This window comes from Massilia sp. Root133, from assembly GCF_001426525.1.
In the GTDB taxonomy this organism is placed as follows: Bacteria; Pseudomonadota; Gammaproteobacteria; order Burkholderiales; family Burkholderiaceae_D; genus Telluria; species Telluria orientalis.
On the sequence record NZ_LMEW01000033.1, the window covers coordinates 399,262 to 422,144 of the forward strand.

The following is a 22,883-nucleotide window of genomic DNA, read 5'->3' on the forward strand; positions in this document are numbered from 1 at the left end:
TTCGTGCTTATTACTAAACACCGTCAAACGATGGGCAGCGCTGTCGTTTCCTTGATGCGCTGCAGGGCGAAGCTCGACTTGACGTCCAGCACGGCCGGGTGGCGCAGCAAGGTGCTCATCATGAAGCGCGAGAAGTGGTCCATGTCTTCCACGTGCACGCGCAGCAGGAAATCCATCTCCCCCGTCATCGCATAGCAGGCCACCACTTCCGGCCAGGTCGAGACGGCCTGGGCGAATTCGAAGCGCGGCGACGTCGCCGGCACGCGCGCGTTCGCCGCACCTTCGCTGTGTTTTTCCAGGCGGACATTCACATAGGCCAGCAGGCCCAGGCCCAGCTTGTCGGGATCGAGCAGGGCGACATATTGCCGGATGACACCGGCCTCTTCCAGCCGCTTGATGCGGCGCAGACAGGGCGACGGCGACAGGCTGACGCGCTCGGCCACGTCCTGGTTCGACAGGCGGCCATCCGACTGGAGGATGGCCAGGATTTTGCGATCGGTTTTATCCAGCTCGATTTTTGACATGAATTCTCCACAGGACGGGCACGTGTCGCAATTTTATTGCGCAAATCGCCGGATGGGGGGAATTCATTGAAATTTAATGCTTGTGACACGGGTCTATACTGGCCCGAACCGAAACACGACAAACATAATCGGAGACACGCATGAACGCCCCCCTGGACCGCAGCCAGCTGGAACCGCTACCCCCGCACGAGATCACGCTCGACGACAAATGGACGCTCGAGCGCGGCCGCGCCTTCATGACCGGCACCCAGGCGCTGATCCGCCTGCCGATGCTGCAGCGCGAACGCGACCTGAAGGCCGGCCTGAACACGGCGGGCTACATCACCGGCTACCGGGGTTCGCCCGTCACCCAGGTCGACCAGACCGCGTGGAAGGCGAAGAAACACCTGGAATCGCACCACGTCCACTTCCATCCCGGCATGAACGAAGACCTCGCGGCCACCGCCGTCTGGGGCACGCAGCAGACCAATCTGTTCAAGGATGCGAAGTACGACGGCGTGTTCGCCATGTGGTACGGCAAGGGCCCGGGCGTGGACCGTTGCGGCGACGTGTTCAAACACGGCAACAACGCGGGCTCCGCGCAGAACGGTGGCGTGCTCGTGCTGGCGGGCGACGACCACGCGGCGAAATCATCGTCGACGGCGCACCAGTCCGACCACATCCTGCACCACTGCGGCATTCCCGTGCTGTATCCGTCGTCCGTGCAGGAATACATCGACTACGGCCTGCACGCGTGGGCGATGAGCCGCTACAGCGGCCTGTGGGTGTCGATGAAATGCGTGACCGACATCATCGAATCGGGTGCGGTCGTCGACCTCGATCCGGACCGCGTCCAGACCATCCTGCCGGCGGATTTCGAGATGCCGCCGGGCGGCCTGAACATCCGCTGGCCGGACGCCGTGCTGGACCAGGAAGTGCGCATGAACCACTACAAGTGGTATGCCGCGCTGGCCTATGCGCGCGCCAATAAACTCAACCAGATCATCTGGGACAGCCCCCAGCCCAAGATCGGCATCATCACCGCGGGCAAGTCCTACCTCGACACGCGCCAGGCGCTGGCGGATCTCGGCATCGACGAGCAGGCCGCGCGCGACATCGGCCTGCGCGTGTACAAGGTCGGCATGACGTGGCCGCTGGACTCGGTCGGCGTGCACGAATTCGCGCGCGGCCTGGACGAGATCCTCGTCGTCGAGGAAAAGCGGCAGGTGCTGGAATATGCGCTGAAGGAAGAGCTGTACAGCCTGCCGGACGGCGAGCGTCCGCGCGTCGTCGGCAAGTTCGACGACGCCGGCGAATGGAGCGTCAAGAACCGCTCCGGCCAGGGCGACTGGCTGCTGTCGGCGAACTACGAGCTGAACCCGGCCCAGGTCGCGCGCGCGATCGCGTCGCGCATCTCGCACTACTGCGCCGGTCATCCGGTCGCGGAGCGCGTGAAAGAGCGCATCGCCTTCCTCGAAGCGAAGGAACTGATCCTCAAAAACATCCCGAAGGCGAATCCGGAAACCGACCGCATCCCGTACTTCTGCTCCGGCTGCCCGCACAACAGCTCGACCAAGGTGCCGGAAGGTTCGCGCGCGATGGCCGGCATCGGCTGCCACTACATGGTGCTGTGGATGGACCGCGAGACGTCCACGTTCACGCATATGGGCGGCGAAGGCGTCACGTGGATCGGCCAGGCGCCGTTCACGGGCGAGAAGCACGTGTTCGCGAACCTCGGCGACGGCACCTATTACCACTCGGGCGTGCTGGCGATCCGCGCCTCGGTCGCGGCCAAGGTCAACATCACTTATAAAATCCTGTACAACGACGCCGTCGCGATGACGGGCGGCCAGGTCGTCGACGGCCCGCTCGATCCGGCCAAGATCAGCCGCCAGCTCGCGGCCGAAGGCGTGAAGCCGATCATCGTGGTCACGGACGAACCGGAGAAGTATCCGGACGATTATCCGTGGGCCGAAGGCGTCACCGTGCGTCACCGTGCGGAACTGATGGACGTGCAGCGCGAACTGCGCGAGATGCCGGGCGTGTCGGCCATGATCTACGACCAGACCTGCGCGTCGGAAAAGCGCCGCCGCCGGAAGAAGGGCGCGTACCCGGATCCGGCCAAGCGCGCGGTGATCAACGAAGCCGTGTGTGAAGGCTGCGGCGACTGCTCGAAGCAGTCGAACTGCCTGTCCGTCGAACCGCTGGAGACGGAACTGGGCCGCAAGCGCCAGATCAACCAGTCCTCGTGCAACAAGGATTTTTCGTGCGTGACCGGGTTCTGCCCGAGCTTCGTCACGGTCGAAGGCGGCGGACTCAAAAAGCCGAAGAAGACGGCCGCCGAAGCGGCGCCGCCGTCGCTGCCGATGCCGAAGCTCCCGGCGACGACGAACCCGTTCGGCATCCTCGTCACCGGCGTCGGCGGCACGGGTGTCGTGACGGTCGGCCAGATCCTCGCGGTGGCCGCCCACGTGGAGGGCAAGGGTGCCCTCGTGCTGGACATGAGCGGCCTCGCGCAGAAGGGCGGTCCGGTCATGTCGCACGTGCGCCTCGCGGACCGCCAGGGCGATTTGTACTCGACGCGTGTCGGCACGGGTAACGCAGACCTGGTGATCGGCTGCGACCAGATCGTGACGGCCAGCCGCGACGCGCTGTCGCGCATGGGCGAAGGCCGCACGTGGGCCGCCGTCAACGGCACCGGCGCGACGACCGCCGCGTTCATCCGCAACCCGGACTGGCAATTCCCGGCCGAAGGTTCGCGCGGCGCCATCGTGCAGGCTTGCGGCGAAGGCAATGTCGACTTCATCGACGCGGGCCACATCGCGACGACCTTGATGGGCGACGCCATCGCCACCAACATGTTCATGCTGGGCTACGCGTTCCAGAAAGGCCACGTGCCGCTGCAGGAAGCGTCGCTCATGAAGGCGATCGAGTTGAACGGCGTATCGGTCGCCTTCAACAAGGCCGCCTTCAACTGGGGCCGCACGGCGGCGCATGACCTGCCGTCCGTGCAGAAGCTCGTCACGCCCGCGAAGGTGATCGAGTTCAAGCGCGCGCAGACGCTCGACGACCTGGTCAAGCGCCGCGTCGAACTCTTGACCGCGTACCAGGACGCCGGCTATGCGGCGCAGTACAAGGCCTTCGTCGACCGCGTCCGCGCCGCCGAGGACAAGCTGGGCAAGGGCACGCGCCTGACGGAAGCCGTCGCGCGCTACCTGCACAAGCTGATGGCCTACAAGGACGAGTACGAAGTCGCGCGCCTGTACACGGATCCGGCGTTCATGGCCAGGATCGACGGCATGTTCGAAGGCGACGTCAAACTGAAGTTCCACCTGGCGCCGCCGCTGTTCGCGAAGAAGGACAAGGAAGGCCACCTGGTCAAACAGGAATTCGGTCCGTGGATGATGAAGGCCTTCGGCGTGCTGGCGAAGCTGAAGGGCTTGCGCGGCACGGCGTTCGATCCGTTCGGCCACACGGCCGAGCGCCGGATGGAGCGCGCACTGATCGGCGAATACCGCGCCACCATCGAGGGCTTGCTGCCCAGGCTGACGGCCGAGAATCTGGCGCAGGCCGTGGCCATCGCGAGCATCCCGGAAGATATCCGCGGCTTCGGCCACGTCAAGGAGCGCAACCTCAAGGTAGCCAAGCGCAAGGAAGCGGAACTGGTGTCCGCCTTCCACGCGGGCGGCACCGTCACCCGCGCCGCCTGATGCCGATCTTTTGACACGACGCCGCCTGCCGGATTCGGCAGGCGGCGTTGTTACAGTTGGATGTATTTGCGCGAAGCGGCCGGGTCTATAATCGGACGCATGAAATCGCTTTCTACCTCTGCTTCGCCGACCCGTTTTTCCCGACTGTTCGCCTGCGCTTTCGCGACGCTCGTCACGCTGTCCGGCTGTGGCGGCGGCGGGGGGAGTCCAGGCCTCGGCGCCTCGACGCCCGTCGCCGGCAATCCCGGCACCGGGACGCCCACGCCACCGACCACGACGCCCACGCCACCGGCCGTGACCCCGGACCCGATCCCGTCCGACTACATCAGTTACCAAAACCTGTGCGCCACGCCGCGCATGGGCGTCGACGCCGAGGGCCATGCGTTCCCGGACCGCCAGGGCACGCTGCAGGACGAGATGAAATTCCTGCGCGGCTGGACCGACGCGACTTATCTCTGGTACAACGAGATCCCGTCGACGGTCCGCATGGCCGACTACACCAACACGCTCGACTATTTCGATGCGCTCAAGACGCCCGCGCTGACCGCGTCGGGGAAGGAAAAGGACCGTTTCCATTTCACCTACACGACGGCGGAATGGGACGCGCTGACCAATGCGAGCCAGGATACGGGCTATGGCCTGACGTGGTCCGTCAACTCCACGACGGCGCCGCGCACCTGGATCGCGGCGATCGTCGAGCCGGGGTCGCCCGCGGCGGCGGCCGGCATCCAGCGCGGTGACCTGCTGACCGCCGTCGACGGCATCGACTTCATCAACACCGCCGACGAGGCGCAGATCGCGCTGCTGAACGACGGCCTGTCGCCGGACACCGCGGGCGAGCGCCACACGCTCACGCTCCGCCGCGGCGACACCACGATGGACATCGCGCTGACGTCCGCCGTCGTCACGACGACGCCCGTGAAAAATGTGAAAGTGATCGACGCGCCGACCGGCAAGGTGGGCTACCTGAGCTTCGAGGACCACAATGCCGTCTCCGAACTGCAGCTCGTGAATGCGTTCACGAGCCTGAAGAACCAGGGCGCGGCGGACCTCGTGCTCGACATGCGCTACAACGGCGGCGGCCTGCTGTACGTCGCCAGCGAACTGGCGTACATGATCGCGGGACCGGCCGCGGCCGGAAAGACGTTCGAGCGCGCGCTGTACAACGACAAGACGGCGCCCGATGCCCCGATCCCGTTCCGCAACACGGCCTACGGCTTTTCCGCGCCGCGCAATCTGGCGTTGCCCTACCTGGGCCTGAAGCGCGTGACCGTGCTGACGACGTCCGACACGTGCTCGGCCAGCGAAGCCGTCATCAACGGCCTGCGCGGGGTGGACGTCCAGGTCGATATCATCGGCGCGACGACCTGCGGCAAGCCCTACGGCTTCCTGCCGGCGGACAACTGCGGCACGACGTATTTCACGATCCAGTTCCAGGGCGTGAACGCGAAGGGCTTCGGCGATTTCGCCGACGGCTTCGCGCCGACCTGCGCCGTGTCCGACGACATGGCGCATGCGCTGGGCGATCCCGCCGAGGGCATGCTGGCCGCCGCGCTCGCGTACCGCGCCACCAATGCCTGCCCGGCGGCATCGACGGCGCGGGCGCATCGCGTGCCGATGCACATCGCGCGGTCGCAGATGAAGGAGATCGCGATTTATCCGCCGCGCACACGCTGACCGGATCACCGATCTATAATTTCCGGCTTGAATCTTTTTCAATCCTGCCGGAGTGTATCGATGATCCGCATTGCGTTCTTGCTGGCCCTGCTGGCTGCGCCCCTGGCGCACGCCGCCCCCGACCTCGTCACCGTCTCGGAGCGCTCCGGCTTCCAGGCCACGGGCCGCTACGACGAGGTCGTCAAGCTGTGCGGCGCCTTCCAGCAGGCGTATCCGAAGCAGGTGAAATGCTTCCAGTTCGGCACGACGCCGGAAGGCCGGCCGATGCTGGCGCTGGCCGTCAACGCACGCGGCGTGTTCACGCCCGAGGCGGCGCGCAAGGCGAACCTGCCGGTCACGCTGATCCAGGGCGGCATCCACGCGGGCGAGATCGACGGCAAGGACGCGGGCTTCCTCGCCCTGCGTGAAATCCTCGACGGCAAAGTCGCGGCGGGCGTGCTGGACAGGCAGGTGCTGCTGTTCGTCCCCGTGTTCAACGTCGACGGCCATGAACGCTTCGCGAAATGGAACCGCCCGAACCAGCGCGGCCCCGTCGAGATGGGCTGGCGCACCACCGCGCAGAACACCAACCTGAACCGCGACTACGTGAAGGCCGACGCGCCCGAGATGCAGGCCATGCTGGCGCTGGTGAACGCGTGGGACCCGTTGACCTATGTCGACCTGCACGTCACGGACGGCGCGATGTTCCAGCACGACGTCTCCATCCAGGTCGAACCCGTGTACTCGGGCGACCCGGAATTCCGCGAGATCGGCCGGGCACTGCGCGCGAACGTCATCGCCGACATCAGCAAGCAGGGCTCGATGCCGCAGTCCTATTACATGTCGTTCAAGGAGACGGACGACCCGGCCTCCGGCTTCGTCGACGGCGTCTCCGATCCGCGCTTCTCGACCGGTTATTTCCAGCTGCGCAACCGGATGGCCATGCTCGTCGAGACGCACTCGTGGAAGGACTATCCGACCCGCGTGCGCATCACGCACAATGCCATCGTCTCGGTGCTGCAGCAGGTGGCCGCCCACGGCGCGGCATGGACGCAGGCGGCACGCGCCGCCGACGCGCGCGCCACGCACATCGCCGGCCAGCCCGTGGCGCTGACGTACCGCACCACCGACAAGACCACGATGGTCGACTTCCAGGGCTATGCCTACACGCGCACGATGTCCGACGTGTCCGGCATGCTGATGACGCACTACGACGAAACGAAGCCGCAGGTCTGGCACGTGCCGCTGCGCGACGAGGTCGTGGCCGACCTGCAGGTGCGGGCACCGGGCGCGGGCTACGTCGTGCCGGCCGCGTGGGCGCAGATGGTCGCGACGAAGCTCGTGCAACACGGCATCGTGTTCCGCAAGATCGACAAGGCGGTCGATGCCGCGCCCGTGCAAACCTTCCGTGCCGACCAGGCCACGTTCTCTCCGACGTCGTTCGAATCGCACCAGCGCCTGAAGGTCGAAGGCAGCTGGAAGCCCGAGCCGCGCAACCTCGGCAAAGGTGCGCTGTTCGTGCCGATCGCCCAGCCCAAGGCGCGCCTCGTCATGGCCCTGTTCGAGCCGCAGGCCCCGGATTCGCTGCTGGCCTGGGGCGAGTTCAACAACGCCTTCGAGCGCAAGGAATACATGGAGGAATACGTGGCCGAGGACGTGGCGCGCGAACAGATGGCGCGCGATCCGGCCCTGGCCGCCGAATTCCGGCGCAAGGTCGAGACCGATCCGGCATTCGCGAAGAATGCCCACGCGCGCCTGGAATTCTTTGCGCGCCGCCACCCGTCCTGGGATGAGCGTTTCAACCTGTATCCGGTACTGCGCACCGACGTGGCGCTGTAACCGTTCGACCTCTTTCATATCCATTTGTCGGCGGCAGATGCTTGCAGTCTGATCCTGCGCAAGCGCCGTCGATTCCACTGCAACCGTCGCGCACGGCGCCACTCTGAACCCATGTGTTTCGTTCGATGGAGGGCGCCATGGACAAGGAATTCCGTTTTGCAACTAACCGGCGTGCCGCGCATGCACCGCGCGCCCGGCGAACGCGCGCGCGCGGCGGGGGCTGAGCATGGGCGCCGCGGCCGTCCGGGCCAGCTGCTGCCTCGTCTGCGGCGGGGCGACAGCGGACCGGATCGAGCATCTGCTGCTCAGCCTCACGACGGCCTGTCCGCACCTGCGGGTCTACCTGGTCGACGATGCGCAACAGCCAGCGCTGGCCGCGCTGGCTGGACGCTACGGGGCGCACTACCGCCCGCAACCGGACTGGCCCCGTCAGGCGCGCGCCCATAACCGCATCCTGCGCGAGGCCGCGGCGGCGGGGAGTGTCTATCACCTGCTGCTTGCACCCGACATCGGCTTGCCGCTCGACGCGGTGGCCCGGATGGTCGCCTACATGGAGCAGCATCCCGACGTGGGCCTGCTGGCGCCGCGGGTGCAGGATGTGGACGGGCGCCTGCAGCCGCTGTGCAGCCTGCTGCCGGGGCCGCTGGAACTGCTGCTGGGGCGCTGCTTTCCGCTGCTGCGCCGGTCCAGCGGCAGGCTGGCGCGCTACCAGCTGCATGCGGGCGGCTACAGCCGGGTGATGGAGGTGCCGGTGCCGCCGGGCTGCTGCCTGCTGATGCGGGTCGAGACCGTGCTGCGCGCCGGCATGTTCGACGAGCGCTTCCTGCAGCGGTTCGACACCGTCGACCTGGCGCGCCGTACCGCATGCATCGCGCGCACCGTGTTCGTGCCGCATGTCACGGTGTTGCGTCACCCTGTGCGCGACCCGACCCAGACAAGCGCGCGCGGCTGGCGCAGGCGGTCGGCAGCGCTCTGGTGGCGGTGCGTGTCGGCGTGGCGCTACTTCGACAAGTGGGGCTGGCTGCGCGATGCCGAGCGCGACCGCATCAACGCCCGCGCGCTGCGCCAGCTCGGCCAGGCGCGCAGGCAGCCGGACGGCGTGAGCCCGGCGGGCACGGATGTCGCGGGTTGACGCTCAGCCGTGCTGCAGCGGCCGGCGCGCGTACCAGCCGAACACGAGGATCAGCAGGTAGCACAGCGCGGGCACGGCGAGCGCGAGGCGCAGGCCGGCGGCGTCGGCGGCGTAGCCCGTGATCAACGGCACGATGGCTCCGCCGACGATGGCCACGCAGATCAGGCCCGAGCCTTCGGCCGCGCGCTCGCCCAGGCCTTCCGACGCCAGCGTGAAGATGGTGGGGAACATGATCGAGTTGACGAGGCCGATGGCGAGCAGCGCCCAGCCCGATGTGGCGCCTTGCGTGGTGGCGGAGACGAGCAGCAGCAGGGCGGCGGTGGCGCCGGCGCCGGCCAGCACCTTGCCCGGCGCGCAGATGCGCAGGACGTAGGCGCCGAGGAAACGGCCGACCATGGCGCCGCCCCAGTACAGCGGCACGTGCTTGCCTGCCGCTTCCGCGCCGAGGCCCAGCACGTCGTGCTGCATCAGGTAGTTGACGATCAGCGAGCCGACGGCCACTTCGGCGCCGACGTACAGGAAGATGCACAGGGTGCCGAACGCGAAGCGGGGCTGTTTCAGCAGGTCGAAGGCGCTCCACATGCTGCCGGCGGGATGAGGATGTTCGACGAGCTTGTTGCGGTTCGTCCAGACAAGGAGGGCGACGACGGCCAGCGCGACGGCCAGGGCGAGGTAGGTGTGCACGACGACCTGGCTCTCGGCCGCGCGGTAGGCGGCGAGCGCGTCGGCCGACAGGATCGCCTGGTCGACGTGGGCCAGCGAGCCGAGGATCAGGATGGCGCCGACGTACGGAAAGACGGTCGTGCCGAGCGAGTTGAAGGCCTGTGCGAAGGTCAGGCGGCTGGACGCGGTGGCGGGGGCGCCCAGCATCGAGATGAGCGGATTGGCCACGACCTGCACGATGGTGATGCCGGCGGCCAACACGAACAGCGCGAGCAGGAAGGTGATGAACATGCCGGACGAGGAGGCGGGAATGAACAGCAGGCAACCGGCCGTCATCGTGAGCAGGCCGACGACGGCCGTGCGCATGTAGCCGATGCGCTGCACGATGGCGGCGGCCGGCAGCGACACGATGAAATAGGCGGCAAAGAAGGCCGACTGCACGAGCATCGCCTGCGCGTACGACAGCGTGAACAGGTCTTTCAGTTTCGGGATGATGACGTCGTTCAGGCTCGTGATGCCGCCGAACGTGAAGAACAGGGCGAACACGAAAACGCGCAGGCTCGCGACCTGGGTGTTGGCGTGGGTAGTGGCGCCGCCCGGCTGGGCGGTACCGGCAGGATGGCCGATTTGCATGAGGGATCCAGGTGGGCGTGACAAAGAGGTAGGAATATTACATCGCTTTGCGGGCCCGTAGTGGGTGTTCGGCCGCCAATCGTTAGAGTGAAATCGATCTCATGAATAGTTCATCAAGAAACTACACTACACAGACAATGTCAAACCATGCATTGGGCATAGACGTTCAAAGGCCATTCGCCAATATGCGCTGGCTGGCGGTCGAGAAGACGCTGGTGGTGGCGGAGCCGCTGGACGGGGTGGAGGACGGGCGCGGCATCGTCGTCTTCGCCACGCCCGGCGTCGGGGTGGCGATGACGTATGCCGCCACCGATCCCGCCATCATCAATGGCGAGAAGGTGGCTGGGTATCAGAAGTTGTTCGGGTCAGCCGGGCTGACGGCCGGGAACGACATTCACGCGAAGCGACAGAAGCAGCAAGGCTTACAGCGGCTGCAGCGGAATGGTCCCCGTCGCCGGCGTCGAGCACGGCTCCTCGTCGAACGCGATGTCGCCGGCCGGATTCGCCACGCCGTCCGCCTTCAGGTCCGTGAAGCCGAACATCTCGCGGTCCATCAGGTGCGACGGCACGACGGTCGACAGCGACGAGAAGATGTTTTCCACGCGGCCCGGATATTTCTTCTCCCAGTCGCGCAACATCGCCTTGATCTGTTTTCTCTGCAGGTTTTCCTGCGAGCCGCACAGGTCGCACGGGATGATCGGGAACTCCTTCACTTCCGCATAGCGTTCCGTATCCGCTTCCTTCACGTAGGCCAGCGGGCGGATCACGACGTGCTTGCCGTCGTCCGAGACGAGCTTGGCCGGCATGCCCTTGATCTTCGCACCGAAGAACATGTTCAGGAAGAAGGTCTCGAGGATGTCGTCGCGGTGGTGGCCCAGGGCGATCTTCGTGCAGCCCAGTTCGTCCGCCACGCGGTACAGGATGCCGCGTCGCAGGCGCGAGCACAGCGAGCACGTCGTCTTGCCTTCCGGGATCAGGCGCTTGACGATGCTGTACGTGTCCTGGTTCTCGATGTGGTACGGGATGCCCAGCTTGTCGAGATAGGCCGGCAGCACGTCGGCCGGGAAGTTCGGCTGTTTCTGGTCGAGGTTGACGGCGACGATGTCGAAGTGGATCGGAGCACGCTCGCGCAAGGTCATCAGGATGTCCAGCAGCGCATAGCTGTCCTTCCATATGTGAATACCCTCGTGACCCGGGCGGTAGTTTCTCATAGGAGAACCGGAACCTCAAACTTTACATATTTTGACGTTATGTAATCTTTACACTTTGAGGTAGAGAGCCCTAAAATTTTTTATTGCTGCTGTAGCATCCCTGCCACGACAATGTTCAGAATTTGTTTCGATTCTAGCCCTCGGGACTTGCGGAAAGCATGTGTTGCCATGAGGCGTTTTCTGAATGTAAGTCCACTTGCAGTATGCGGTCTACTGCCCACTTGTCGACTCGGAGTTGGTTTTGCTACCTGCAACCAGGTTGTTGATGGAGAGGATCTCAGTTGTGATTCGTTCACAGAGTTCCTTGGGGCCCTCTGGTGTATCGGTGATGTAAGCTAGCATCAAGAGCGACAATGGATGAATTCCTATCACCGACGCGAGCTCTTCAAGCTTTGAGATTGTTGGCGATTTCATTCCCCGCTCCAGACTACTAAGGTAGGTGCGGCTCGACACCACCGAGAAGTCTTCCTGCGTGAGCCCACGGTTCTTCCTTGCCCTCTGAAGCCCTGCGCCGAATCGTTCCAGTAAACCCATAAAGTACCCCGTGCAAAAGGCACGATGTACGCACGGCGAACACTTTAGGGCTACAATCTATAGTGTTCATTGTCAGATCGAGGGGTCAAGGTGTTAACAACACAACAGGAGCATGCACTCCCAACGTTTCCATTTTCAAGCGGAGTTGGCGTAACTACGTGGCGTGCTGTGACGCTTCATCTAGGAACGCCATACGTATTTGTAAATTACGCTATCAGGCAGGGAAGAATGTGGCTTTCCCAGACGACTATCTTTTGGCGGCACGAGGATGTCTTGGGTTTCTGCAAGGCAACAAAAAAGGATAAGAAGCGTAAGTTACTCGATGTTTTTATGCTAGTTCCTGCTGTGGACGAGCTGGCGCATAAGTGGAGCGTGGCCTCAATCCGAGAAATTTTCGTGGGAAAGTACGAAGAGGACGACTTTCCGATCTACGTGACCATTGGCGGCGAGACCGTCGGCGGACTGGGATTTTTACCCTCTGAGAACGCTTCTTCGGACGATGAGTACAAAGGTTTGGAGCGTGTTTTCTGCGTAGCTTCAGCCACAATGTCGACGGACTAACTCTGCTTTGGATATGCAGAATTAGAACGTTCATAGCAATCTATAAAATAATTGCTTGAATTTTTCAAAAATTCGTGCCCATCGAGAAAAATGGTAATAGAAATTTTTCCTAATATATTACGATGCCAATAAATGCTGGAGCAGGAAATTTAGAAGGAAACGCTCCCAATAAGATGGTTATTCCGACGTTCGATGGCCTGGACGTTTTGCCACCCGTTTTCCATATTGCGGATTTGACGATCAGATTCGGATGGAAGCCGCGGGAGTGCCTGCAGCGGCTTTTCCGTTGGAAAAGTCATGGAAAAGTGAAAGAGATGGCCGGGCTATGCGGAATTTATGCAAATATCGCTACTCACCAATATCCGAACTGGGAACTCGGTTTTCGTATGGTGGCGCCTACGGCACTAGTGATCGGCATTGAGATACTTCGTCGCGCCGGCTGGACTACCCAGATCCCATATGTGCCTACCGTCGCTGTTAGCGAAACTCACCGCATTCAGCTAGCCGAACATTTTGAAATCCTTGTGCAACCGCAAGAATGGTACAGCGAAATCGTAGATGGAGTTCAGTCGGGAGAGGGTATAGCCCTGCCACATTTGGCACCTGCTTGGGCTTTAGCGGACCTCATCAAGCGCGAGGGCTGGTGTGACTGTGGCCTCGGTCCCGACGACATATATTGGGGCATGGTAACTGAGAAGGATCAGATCGACTGGGCTAACGCGTGCACAGCTCTTGGTCTTGGTGCGTTGTCAATGAATCCCGACTCTAACCGAACTGATTACGGCGCACGGCCACCGAATTTCGCTAGCTTTTAGCTGACTCGGCTTCGGCTTTGATGAGTTGTTGTAGTCAGCTCGGTCGAGTTGTCTAAGCTACAGCCAGGCCGCTAGCATAGAAAACGTTGGCTGAGCAAGGTATTCTCATACTGAATAAGTTGGGAAAAAGGAATTATTCGGTTTTATTTGAACTCTAATAAAGCTGAATAAAGGCAGAGGGTCCGAATGACTAAACGGCAACGAAAGCGACGGGTCAACGTCTGGCGCCAAGCTATCTTCTTGCTAGTTTCGCAACTCAGTATGTAGACCGAGGTTATCTTATTAGCACTATATTTTGGGATTCCAGCATGCGGTTACTGATCCTATCCGACCTTCATCTAGAAGTATGGCGTGAACTTGCACCTCACATCGACATATCCATTAGTAGACCAGACGTTATTATTTTGGCCGGTGACATTCATACAAAGGCTCGAGCCCCAGCATGGGCTGCAAAAACCTTTCCAGGGGTGCCCGTGCTCTACATCGCTGGTAACCACGAGTTTTACGGGGAACTCTTGAAAAGGTCGGGGCTGCACTCTACCAGGAATGCGAGATTTATCCGAACGTCCACTACCTCGATCGCGGAGAATATGTATTGCCGGGACTCCGCTTTCTGGGCACAACGCTATGGACCGACTTTGCACTTTTCGGAGTAGATCGCAAGTTGGGTGATATGGCGGACGTAGGTGCGGTGATGAACGACTATCAACGGATTCGACTGGGAACGGCGGGGTACAGGAAACTGCGCCCACACGACACAGCAAGGTTGCACGCTGAACAAAAGCGTTGGCTCGAAGGGAAGCTCAACGAATCATTTGCCGGCCGTACTGTGGTTATTACCCACATGGCGCCATCGATGTCTTCCGTCGCACCAGAATACGGCGCGAATCCTGTCTCGGCGGCATTTTCTTCGAGGCTTGATGAATTAGTGGTCAAAGCTGACATCTGGATTCATGGGCGCACACACAGTAGCTTTGACTATCAATTAAGCAGATGTCGAGTAGTAGCAAACCCTCTCGGCTACATAATGCGTGATGGTCAGCCAGAGAATCAGAATTTCAACCCAGACCTAACTATTGAGATCAAAGATAATGTCAATGACGAACCTGGGTTGTCAGCTTAGGTTTAGAGGAACTGCCAAACCTAGATCTTAAAGGCTCGGATAGTATTATAAAACTACGCTTGTGGATTAGTACATGCTGGTCTTCCTGGATACAGAGTTCACTGACTTTCTCGAATGTGAGCTTATAAGCATTGGTATGGTGAGTGAGGATGGAAAATATGAGCTTTATCTGGAGCGAGCAGATTACCCACTAGAACGGTGCAATTCATTTGTCCGAGCTGCAGTGCTGCCGCAGCTGGGACAAGCTCAACCAGCGGTCACTTCAGTCCAGTTAATGGAGCGGCTAGCCGCTTGGTTTGCTGTGCTGCCACGAAATGTAACTATCGCCTGCGATAGCTTTACGGATTGGGAATTGCTGCTTGATGCACTCGGCGAGATGCGTCCAGCCAATTTAAGAGGTCGTTTCGACATACGAACTTTAGTCGACTCGACTGTATTCCACCGCGCAGTAGTCCGGTACCACGAGCAACACGGTCCGTGGCATCACGCACTGCACGATGCGCGTGCGCATAGAATAGGGTGGTTAGCATGGATGGATGCAAAAAAAGGCACCTAAAGCGTCTTTCAAAAATAGCCGGTCTTATTCTTCTGGCCTGAGTAGAAATAGCGACCAAGACGTCCGCTATCGGCTCAGCAAGCTGACGCTCCAACTCGAGAATCTCTCGGTACTCAGGCTCAGTAGCAGCAACCGTCCAGATAGCGTTGATACCCTGCTGCTCCGGGTACTCGCGAATTTCGCCAAGCGGCACTCAGAAGAATTCGTCGATCGGATTGATCTTGTTCACTTGGCAGCGCACGAATATGTTGTGCGGCTGAGACTCTAACACCACGGCGCGTCGTTCGACCAAACCATGGCGTACCCGTTGACGCCAAATGGCACGCTGGCGTCGCCGAACTCAAGCGGTTCGAGCCGCCGGGTCGTGCCGTGCCCTCCAAAGCCGCCGATGTTGGAGATCACGGATACGTTGCCGCCCTTTGTCTGCTGGGTCGTCAACGGCGCGCTGGCTCCTAGACTCTGCTTCACTAAGCTCCGCCTATAGTTCGTGAAACGGAGCTTGAAATACTGCCCACTGTTCGTCGTTTGCCTTCGCTACCTAGGCCTGCACCTTAGCGATCGCCTTCTGTAGGGTATTCTCTTCCTCGGCGGCGTCCTTCAGCGCGCGTTCGATCTGCCGGCGCGCCTTTGCCTCTTCGCGGATCTGCTCACGGATACGGTGCTGCCGCTCTTTGTTAAGTAGAAATAATTTCAGGAATATTTTGTTGTGTTTTTTGTGGTTGCTCAGTATCATCGTGTCATTGCAACCTCAACAGGTGTTCCATGCCGATCATTGCCCACAATGCCGCAGAACTTGCCATTCGTCCGTTCGCAGACCGCTTTGTCGAAGTCGTGCAGTCTTCTTTCAAAGATTGGCTCGAGGGGCCTTACGCGTCCCAGATGCAAACCAAGGCGTTCCGAGCCCAAGTCGTTTCGAACCAAATGCGCGCGAATGCCAAGCGGATATTTGATGGGATGGATGGCATCAGGGTCGAGTCAGTGCCGCACTACACGGGTTTGCTAGTTGGCCGCGATCTTTTTATCCGAATGAAAAAGGCAGACAAAAAGCTGTTGTCGCGCAACTACCCTACGCAAAATGCCTTGGCTTCCGTCGATCAGGATCGTGATTTACTTGGGGGGCTCGCTCGGCTGGAACTTGTATATCAGCTCAACGACGTCGGCACCGCGATCGAACGAATTGTGCTCCTGCAGCGACAAAAGCAGTCAGTGGTTTGGATGATCGACTTGTTCGGTGCTTCACCAATGGCACAAAATGTCTTGCCGTTCGCTCCAGAACCGGCCGGTGAAGGAACCTCGGTGGCGAAACGCATTATGAAACCAAAACGTAAGTCCGATAGCGAGAAGAAAGATGTATCGACTGGCTGAAAGTAATCAAGCCACACGGGGGGATTTGGTAGCGCTCCGACGCCGAATGTTGGCAATGAGCCAAGCTGACTTGGCTCAAAGAACGGGAATGGCACAGGGGACATTGTCAAAAATTGAACAGGGATTGAAAGAAGCCAGTCCAGAGCAGAGCGAGCGACTGGCGGCCGCCCTTAATTGTCCATCGTCATTCTTCGCGCAGTCTGAACGTGAATATGGTCCGCCTATGAGTGCGCACGCCATGTTCCGCAAAAAGTCGTCGGTTGGGCAGAAAGTGATCGACCGAGTGATCGCTGAATTAAATGTTCGCATCGCGCACGTGCGAAAGTTCTTGAGTTCGGTTGACCTTGAGCCAGAGCTTCCATTTCCCCATTACGATATTGACGACTTCGAAGGACGAGCAGATCTAGTCGCCGAGAGTGTACGTCGGGCTTGGCTTCTTCCTCGGGGACCAATCAGGTCACTAACTGAGTGCGCCGAACGCGCTGGCTGTCTCGTAGTGCATTGTGACCTCGAAGAAGCAAAAATTGACGGCGTAAGTTACCGGATTCCGGGTCTGCCGCCAATTATTTTCCTGAACTGGAATCAGCCCGCGGATCGGATGCGTTTTAGTCTAGCCCACGAGCTTGGTCATATGGTTATGCATGCTTATCCGAGTCCAAATATGGAGGAGGAAGCAGATCGGTTTGCGTCGGCGCTTTTGATGCCCGCTGGCGACATTGGTCCAGAATTGCGGGATCTATCGATCGACAAGGCGGCCTATATGAAGCCGGTATGGCGGGTGTCTATGGCAGCTTTGATCTATCGAGCCGGGGAATTAGGCCGAATTGATCGATATAAGTCCGAATATCTTTGGCGCCAAATGTCAACGAGAGGATTCAGGATTCGCGAGCCGCACCTGGTGGATTTCGAGCGAGAGAGAACAACCGTTATGGATGCGTTGGTAGCGAATACTGTAGAGGAGATGGGGTATTCTCCTGGCGAGTTAGTCCAGATGCTTCACTTAAACTATGACGAACTGGTGAACCTATACCAGTTGGAGCGGGCTGTAGGTCTTCGGGTTGTTAAGTGAGCATAAACGTGGAAAAGAACAGTGATCAGACCGAAGTTAGACGGGTCCTAACGATGATACTCGGTACCAACGGCTGCTTAAAACCCTCTACTTGAAAGAGTGATTACAAATGGAAGGACTACGACATGGGTAGATGCACAGCACCAGTAAACGGCCATCGCAGCGCGAGCGCGGCAGCAGCCTGCCCCGCATGTAGTAGCCGTCGGTCATACTCATATTCGCCTTCGTCTTACTCCTCATCCTATTCCTCGTCGGGGAGCAGCGGGGGCGGCCGGAGTAGCGTCGGCGGGTACGGCAGCAGTGGAAGGCCCCGTTGGTCGCGAACAGGTTCGTCCTTGGTGTATACGCCTGCCGAGGTGCGGACGCTTACGCCAGTTCGTGAAAACATCGAGAAGCGAGCGTCCTTGCCTGATCTTCGGGACGTTTTTCTTTGCCATGCGTGGGACGACCGGAAACGTGCGGCCAAGGAACTGCATGATCTGCTCGAGTCGCGCGGTGTCTCGGTTTGGTTCAGTGAGAAGGACGTCGTTCTCGGCACGTCGTTGCTCCGCGAAATCGACAAAGGACTGGCGAAGTCGCGAGTCGGGATTGTGCTGGTGACCCCCGCACTACTGAGCCGCGTCCGGGGAGAGGGCATCGCCGACAAGGAGCTCTCGGCGCTCCTGGCGCGTGACCTTCTCGTTCCCATCGTGCACGGTACGACGTATGACGCGCTCCGCGAAGTTAGCCCCCTGCTTGGCTCGAGAAGCGGCATGAGCACTGCAGAAGATACGATGGCAAATGTCGCGGCCAAGCTCGCTGAGCTGGTTACCCCTTAGCGTTATTGCCCACACAGGTTCGCCATTCAGATGGGCTGCTTCGGCGCCTGATGTTTGTGGGTTACTTGGCGAGCTTGCCTGCGCCGGCCAGGGATCGCAGCCGGCCACACCACACACATCTCAATGCCGATTCTATTCTCGTAAATTAATCCTTCCGAGGACGAGGAACCATTAGATAGAGATTTCTGATGTCCCAGACAACGATGGTGGTGTTCGACTGCACGAAGCCAGAGGTGCCGATTCCAATGGCCTCGTTCAGTCTCGTGGATAATGGCAACGGCCGGCTTAGGTACGGAACAGACTACCTGCAGCGCGAGGACGCTTTCAGTATCGATCCGAAATATCTTCGGCTTCAGGAGAAAGAAATACCGGTGTCGCGCCAGCCCGACAACACTTATGGTGCTCTGTCTGACGCTGGCCCAAACACATGGGGTACTAAGTTAAAGATCCAGTTACTGCACAAAGACAAGAAGCCGTTCCCGGAAAACGCAGTTGAGTGGTTTCTCCAGTCGAAGCACTTCGGATCGGGCTGCTTGGCGTTTGCCGCGCGGCCGGATGAGCCACCGAGGCTGTGCGAAGTGCCTAGCCGGTCGATGAGCTTAACAAAGCATCTGCTTGACGCTCTTAGCCAATACTTGACCGATCCAGATCGATACCTCGATACCGAGATCGTCAATTTGCTTTTTCCAGGTAGTGACCTTGGCGGACTACGCCCGAAGACGATTAAAGTGGACCCATCAGTCAAGACACTCAGCCGGCTAGTTTAAGCTGTGTCCGTTTCCGTTTCCGCTTCTGCAGCTGCCCGGCGCTGCCCCGTATTGCCGATTTTTTCTTGTTCCAGGTCCGCGTCGCCGAACTTGTCGACGATCAGCGCACCGCCTCCGACACCGGCGCGGTAGACATGATCCGGCGTCTCATAGCCCAACGCCTGATGCGGTCGCCCGGCGTTGTAGAACGCAAAGTACTGCGCCAGGCCGACTGTCAGTTCGGCCATGTTGGCGTAGCCCTTCAGGTACACGTCCTCGTACTTTACGTTGCGCCACAAGCGCTCGACGAAGATGTTGTCCAGCGCCCGTCCGCGCCCGTCCATGCTGATCGCCACGCCTTCGCGCTTGAGCATGCCGGTGAAGGCATCGCTGGTGAACTGCGCGCCCTGGTCGCTGTTGAATACCTCGGGCCTGCCGTGGTGGCGCAGCGCGTCTTCCAGGCAGTCCACGCAGAACGACGCATCCATGCTGTTGCTGATGCGCCAGGCCAGCACCCGGCGCGAGTACCAGTCGATGATCGCCACCAGGTAGGCAAAGCCGCGCGCCAGGCGGATATAGGTCAGATCCGTACTCCACACCTGGTTCGGCCGCGTGACCGCCACTCCGCGCAACAGGTATGGATAGACCTTGTGCTGCGGATGCGGCTTGCTGGTTGCAGGGCCCGGCGCCATGCCCGCCAGTCCCATTTCCCGCATCAGGCGCTGCACGCGCTTGCGATTGACCCGGTGTCCTCGACCCCGCAGGAACACCGCCATGCGCCGGCTGCCGTAGAACGGCCGGTTGGTGTACTCCTCGTCGATCAGGGCGCGCAGTCGGTCGTCTTCCTCGTTCATGCATGCCCGGCGTGTTACCGCTTCCAGTCGCCGATACACTGTCGAACGCGGCACGCCGGCCAGCTCGCACTGCATCGTCAGCGGCATCTCGTCTTCCCGCGCAATCCACCGTGCCCGCTCGACAGGGCTCATTCCCCAAGCTTTTTTTTGAGCCAATCCACCTGCATCTTCAGCTTGCCGATCTCGCTGTACAGCTTGTCCTCGGGACTGCTTTCGTCAACCGGTTTCGGCCCGCGCTTGACGTCGAACAGCGCCCCGGCGTTCTCCAGGATCTCCTTCTTCCATTGCGTCACCAACTGCGGATGCACGTCGTGCTCCTGCGCGATCTCGTTGATCGTCTTCACCCCGCGCACCGCTTCCAGCCCGACCTTGCCCTTGAACTCGGCGCTGTGCACCCTGCGTTTTTTACCTTCACTCATTCGCTGTCATCCTTTCGCGGACGACAGCTTAAACCACCGTCTCAAATTCGGGCTCCACTATAGATCGTCATGCATGATGGAGTCGAGCACATCGCCAAGTTCAGTCGACCAGACGATCAGTTCGATGTCCCAGCCGTAGAATACGCAACGCTGCGTCTCGCGCACATGGCCGGGATCACGGTACCCTCGTTCGAATTGCTCCAGATCGGCGCCCACTCCGTATTCCTGACCGAGCGCTTCGATCGCACCGACGGCGGGGGTAGGATCCATTACCTGAGCGCGAACAGCTTACTTCGCCCGAGGGCTCTCAGTCCAGACGGGCGCGAATACAAGACCTCGTTCTCGTACGCTGCAATCGCGGAGGCACTGCAGCCACGAAACCACGCGGCACCAGTCGACGCTCATGAGCTGTTCCGACGCATGGTCTTGAACATCATGGTTGGGAATGTCGACGACCACTTGCGCAACCACGCGCTCCTGATGAAGGAGCCTGGCGTTTTCAGACTCTCGCCGGCTTTTGATATTTGTCCTCACCTTGAGGCACCGTCACGGCCGCAGTACATCGGTGTTGGCGCTTTTGGCCCGGCCAGCACGATCCAAAATGCACTCTCGCAGTGCGAACGATTCTTCCTTACTCGTGACGAAGCCGCTGCGATCGTAGCAGAAGTGAAGGACGTAGCGTCACGGTGGCGCGATGTGTTTGCAGACTCCGGCATTAACGTGACCGACCGCTATCGACTAGCCGGCTGCTTCGCGGCGGCTGACGAAGCTGAGACTGTTCAAGTCAATCTGGGCTTAGACTTGGCAGATCCAAGCTAGAAGCCTCGGCCAAATGAAAAGCGGATATGGAATAACAGTAATTAGTCGTCGAGAGCTGCTGTTCAGGTAGATTGTCAATGAGCCGAAACCGAAGTAGGCAGGCCTTGAAGCGGCCTTATCACCCGCATTAGCCGGCTAACAACGGACAGGTTTCCGAGCCGAAATTCCCGGGCGAGCGCAGGCTTAAACTGCAGGATTAAACGTTTACTGAATCGCTTCCGTTTACATGGCCCTGCGTTTTTACACAGCCTGGACCAAGAGCAGACATGCTCGACTTCAGCAATAGCTCGTATTCCACGCCCACAGTGTACTGACATTGCACCTATGAAAAAGACATGAACAGGACTAAAGTTAGACTGGCCGTTTTCGACTTAGACGAAACCTTGGTGCACGCCACCGAGGTACCTTTGCCATACCCACACAGCTTCCGGGTTGGCCCCTATTTCGTTTATGTCAGACCGTTTGCAGCAGAGCTGATCAGAGCCAGTGCTTCGTGGTTCGATGTCGCAGTTTGGTCCTCATCGAGTGAGCGGTATGTGGAGGCGGTCACCGCAGAACTGTTCGGCACAAAGTTCCCAGTAAAGTTTTCATGGTCGGTGTCGAAGTGCGTTCAGAAAATTGATGCTAGAAGTAACGGCTATGTGTACGTGAAAGACTTACGCAAAATGATGAAACACGGATATGCAGTGGACGAGATTATCATGATTGACGATAGTCCTGAGAAACTGCAACGGCAGCCAACACGGCATCTTTGCCTCCCAGCTTTCACGGGCGATCCATCAGACGAAGAACTTCTCAACATTATCGAGCGACTAAAGACAATAGCGAAAGTGTGAAGAAAACGTGTGACTTCTCGACAGATTGAAGGAAGCGTTTCAGAAACGGGAGATAATGGAACGCCACGCGTTCCGGGGGCGTTATTAGCTAAAACTCGCGAGCAATTAGAATCAGCACAGCGACGATAACGGATCCGCCGTCGCGGCTACACGGCTTGTCACTGTGCTGACGAATAGAACCCGAGCTGAAGACCCGTATTCCGCTTATTTAACTGCTGAAACGACGTAGTTCGATCCTTGCTGGGTGAACTCAACGTCCACTTTCTTTCCGACTGCGAGCTTGTCGAGCAAAGACTTGTCCTTGACGCCGAAAGTCATCGTCATTGCCGGCCAGTTCAGGGTCTTTACCTGGTCATGGGCAAGTGTCACCTTGCCGTTGGCCGGATCTACCGATTTCACCACGGCTGACGTCTTGTGTACTGTGCTTTCCTTGGAGGTACCGTGGACTTTGCTGTCGGCAGTGTTCTCCTTCATCATGTCCTTACATCCCTCCATATTCATGCCTTTCATATTGTTCATGTCCATGCCTTTCATATCCTTCATGTCCATGCAACCCTTTTTCATTTCCATACCCTTCATATCGCCTGTCTGACCGAAGGCGGTCCCTGAGATGGTCAGTGCAGAAATAAAGGCCAGTTGGGCAAAACGTTTCATGAGATTTCTCCTCAAGTGAATAAAAGAAAAGTCTTGCATCCACGACGGGACGCCAAGTGTTGTGGCTAAGATCGCCGTTACGGGTTTATTAATGATCGGATTGCAGCTTTGACTTGTTCATCATTTCCATGCACGCCTTCATCATCTGTTCCCTGTCGGCTTGATTACCCGGCAGTTGCACGTTTTTCTGCTGCTCTTCTTGGGCGCGCTGAGCCTGTTCCTGTCGCATGCGCTCCGCCTTGACCTTGCGTCCATGCTCGATGATTTGCCAATCAGGACCTGCGAACGCCGGCAAAGCGGTAGCGAATGACGCTGCGCCGAGTAAGGTGAGAAAGAATTTTTTCATGATTGACTCCTTTAACGACTG

Annotated in this window: 24 protein-coding genes and 1 pseudogene; 15 read left to right on the plus strand and 10 right to left on the minus strand. The window is 59.7% G+C overall.

Features of this window, described 5'->3' with window-relative positions; translation table 11 throughout:
* Positions 1-23: 23 nt before the first annotated feature.
* Entirely contained in the window at positions 24-524 is a 501-nt protein-coding gene (locus ASD28_RS24280) for an Lrp/AsnC family transcriptional regulator (protein WP_036230990.1), read from the minus strand.
* 140 nt (positions 525-664) lie between these two features.
* Here ASD28_RS24280 and ASD28_RS24285 point away from each other — a divergent pair, with 140 nt between their 5' ends.
* From ASD28_RS24285 to ASD28_RS24300, 4 genes are all read left to right on the plus strand, one after another.
* The gene (locus tag ASD28_RS24285; RefSeq protein ID WP_056134580.1) at positions 665-4,213 is read left to right on the plus strand and encodes an indolepyruvate ferredoxin oxidoreductase family protein; all 3,549 of its coding nucleotides are present in this window, start codon (positions 665-667) and stop codon (positions 4,211-4,213) included.
* Between the two features lie 99 nt (positions 4,214-4,312).
* Positions 4,313-5,890, plus strand: a complete 1,578-nt coding sequence (locus tag ASD28_RS24290; RefSeq protein ID WP_082577603.1) for a S41 family peptidase — start codon at positions 4,313-4,315, stop codon at positions 5,888-5,890.
* A gap of 60 nt (positions 5,891-5,950) precedes the next feature.
* Positions 5,951-7,708, plus strand: a complete 1,758-nt coding sequence (locus ASD28_RS24295; RefSeq protein WP_056134584.1) for a M14 family metallopeptidase — start codon at positions 5,951-5,953, stop codon at positions 7,706-7,708.
* Between the two features lie 514 nt (positions 7,709-8,222).
* The gene (locus ASD28_RS24300) at positions 8,223-8,840 is read left to right on the plus strand and encodes a glycosyltransferase family 2 protein (protein WP_156403970.1); all 618 of its coding nucleotides are present in this window, start codon (positions 8,223-8,225) and stop codon (positions 8,838-8,840) included.
* 3 nt (positions 8,841-8,843) lie between these two features.
* Here ASD28_RS24300 and ASD28_RS24305 read toward each other — a convergent pair whose 3' ends face one another.
* The 4 genes from ASD28_RS24305 to ASD28_RS31345 form a co-directional block, all read right to left on the minus strand.
* A complete protein-coding gene (locus tag ASD28_RS24305; RefSeq protein WP_056134590.1) occupies positions 8,844-10,136 on the minus strand; it encodes a sugar MFS transporter in 1,293 nt (430 codons plus the stop codon).
* A gap of 166 nt (positions 10,137-10,302) precedes the next feature.
* A complete protein-coding gene (locus ASD28_RS32045; RefSeq protein WP_156403969.1) occupies positions 10,303-10,446 on the minus strand; it encodes a hypothetical protein in 144 nt (47 codons plus the stop codon).
* 112 nt (positions 10,447-10,558) lie between these two features.
* Complete coding sequence (gene ttcA / locus ASD28_RS24310) at positions 10,559-11,347, minus strand: tRNA 2-thiocytidine(32) synthetase TtcA (RefSeq protein WP_229412287.1); 789 nt, start codon at positions 11,345-11,347, stop codon at positions 10,559-10,561.
* A gap of 210 nt (positions 11,348-11,557) precedes the next feature.
* The gene (locus ASD28_RS31345) at positions 11,558-11,881 is read right to left on the minus strand and encodes a helix-turn-helix transcriptional regulator (protein ID WP_082577602.1); all 324 of its coding nucleotides are present in this window, start codon (positions 11,879-11,881) and stop codon (positions 11,558-11,560) included.
* Positions 11,882-12,109: 228 nt separating this feature from the next.
* Between ASD28_RS31345 and ASD28_RS24315 the strand changes: the two genes are divergently transcribed.
* From ASD28_RS24315 to ASD28_RS31355, 5 genes are all read left to right on the plus strand, one after another.
* Complete coding sequence (locus ASD28_RS24315; RefSeq protein WP_056134593.1) at positions 12,110-12,442, plus strand: hypothetical protein; 333 nt, start codon at positions 12,110-12,112, stop codon at positions 12,440-12,442.
* 173 nt (positions 12,443-12,615) lie between these two features.
* Positions 12,616-13,257, plus strand: a complete 642-nt coding sequence (locus tag ASD28_RS32050; protein WP_156403968.1) for a hypothetical protein — start codon at positions 12,616-12,618, stop codon at positions 13,255-13,257.
* Positions 13,258-13,565: 308 nt separating this feature from the next.
* Positions 13,566-13,913 carry a metallophosphoesterase gene (locus ASD28_RS32935; protein ID WP_229412286.1) on the plus strand — a complete coding sequence of 116 codons (348 nt, stop codon included), beginning with the start codon at positions 13,566-13,568 and terminating at the stop codon, positions 13,911-13,913.
* A 38-nt stretch (positions 13,914-13,951) separates the two neighbouring features.
* On the plus strand, positions 13,952-14,380 hold the full coding sequence (locus tag ASD28_RS32940) for a hypothetical protein (RefSeq protein ID WP_229412285.1): 429 nt from the start codon (positions 13,952-13,954) through the stop codon (positions 14,378-14,380).
* 73 nt (positions 14,381-14,453) lie between these two features.
* On the plus strand, positions 14,454-14,936 hold the full coding sequence (locus ASD28_RS31355) for a 3'-5' exoribonuclease (RefSeq protein ID WP_082577601.1): 483 nt from the start codon (positions 14,454-14,456) through the stop codon (positions 14,934-14,936).
* Between the two features lie 264 nt (positions 14,937-15,200).
* Here the strand turns inward: ASD28_RS31355 and ASD28_RS32055 are convergent, their stop codons facing one another.
* Entirely contained in the window at positions 15,201-15,374 is a 174-nt protein-coding gene (locus ASD28_RS32055) for a hypothetical protein (RefSeq protein ID WP_156403967.1), read from the minus strand.
* A gap of 100 nt (positions 15,375-15,474) precedes the next feature.
* Positions 15,475-15,669 carry a hypothetical protein gene (locus tag ASD28_RS24320; RefSeq protein WP_056134597.1) on the minus strand — a complete coding sequence of 65 codons (195 nt, stop codon included), beginning with the start codon at positions 15,667-15,669 and terminating at the stop codon, positions 15,475-15,477.
* 29 nt (positions 15,670-15,698) lie between these two features.
* On the opposite strand from ASD28_RS24320, the gene ASD28_RS24325 reads away from it, so the two are divergent.
* The 4 genes from ASD28_RS24325 to ASD28_RS24340 all read left to right on the plus strand — a co-directional run bounded on the left by ASD28_RS24325 (position 15,699) and on the right by ASD28_RS24340 (position 18,955).
* A complete protein-coding gene (locus tag ASD28_RS24325; RefSeq protein WP_056134600.1) occupies positions 15,699-16,301 on the plus strand; it encodes a hypothetical protein in 603 nt (200 codons plus the stop codon).
* Positions 16,285-17,370 carry an ImmA/IrrE family metallo-endopeptidase gene (locus ASD28_RS24330; RefSeq protein ID WP_056134603.1) on the plus strand — a complete coding sequence of 362 codons (1,086 nt, stop codon included), beginning with the start codon at positions 16,285-16,287 and terminating at the stop codon, positions 17,368-17,370. Before ASD28_RS24325 ends, ASD28_RS24330 begins: the two co-directional genes overlap by 17 nt.
* Before the next feature lie 338 nt (positions 17,371-17,708).
* The gene (locus ASD28_RS24335; protein ID WP_229412284.1) at positions 17,709-18,188 is read left to right on the plus strand and encodes a toll/interleukin-1 receptor domain-containing protein; all 480 of its coding nucleotides are present in this window, start codon (positions 17,709-17,711) and stop codon (positions 18,186-18,188) included.
* Between the two features lie 188 nt (positions 18,189-18,376).
* Entirely contained in the window at positions 18,377-18,955 is a 579-nt protein-coding gene (locus ASD28_RS24340; protein WP_056134610.1) for a hypothetical protein, read from the plus strand.
* Between the two features lie 62 nt (positions 18,956-19,017).
* Here the strand turns inward: ASD28_RS24340 and ASD28_RS24345 are convergent.
* A pseudogene (locus tag ASD28_RS24345) lies at positions 19,018-20,207 on the minus strand (IS3 family transposase); the annotation flags it as partial.
* Between the two features lie 69 nt (positions 20,208-20,276).
* Here ASD28_RS24345 and ASD28_RS24355 point away from each other — a divergent pair.
* Both ASD28_RS24355 and ASD28_RS31360 read left to right on the plus strand, forming a co-directional pair.
* The gene (locus tag ASD28_RS24355; RefSeq protein WP_056134617.1) at positions 20,277-21,026 is read left to right on the plus strand and encodes a type II toxin-antitoxin system HipA family toxin; all 750 of its coding nucleotides are present in this window, start codon (positions 20,277-20,279) and stop codon (positions 21,024-21,026) included.
* A gap of 335 nt (positions 21,027-21,361) precedes the next feature.
* Positions 21,362-21,862, plus strand: a complete 501-nt coding sequence (locus tag ASD28_RS31360) for an HAD family hydrolase (RefSeq protein WP_056330039.1) — start codon at positions 21,362-21,364, stop codon at positions 21,860-21,862.
* Positions 21,863-22,066: 204 nt separating this feature from the next.
* On the opposite strand, the gene ASD28_RS24360 is transcribed toward ASD28_RS31360, so the two are convergent.
* Both ASD28_RS24360 and ASD28_RS24365 read right to left on the minus strand, forming a co-directional pair.
* On the minus strand, positions 22,067-22,516 hold the full coding sequence (locus tag ASD28_RS24360; RefSeq protein ID WP_056134620.1) for a copper-binding protein: 450 nt from the start codon (positions 22,514-22,516) through the stop codon (positions 22,067-22,069).
* 88 nt (positions 22,517-22,604) lie between these two features.
* Positions 22,605-22,862: a hypothetical protein gene (locus ASD28_RS24365; protein ID WP_056134623.1), complete on the minus strand. Its 258-nt coding sequence runs from the start codon at positions 22,860-22,862 to the stop codon at positions 22,605-22,607.
* Positions 22,863-22,883: the final 21 nt, after the last annotated feature.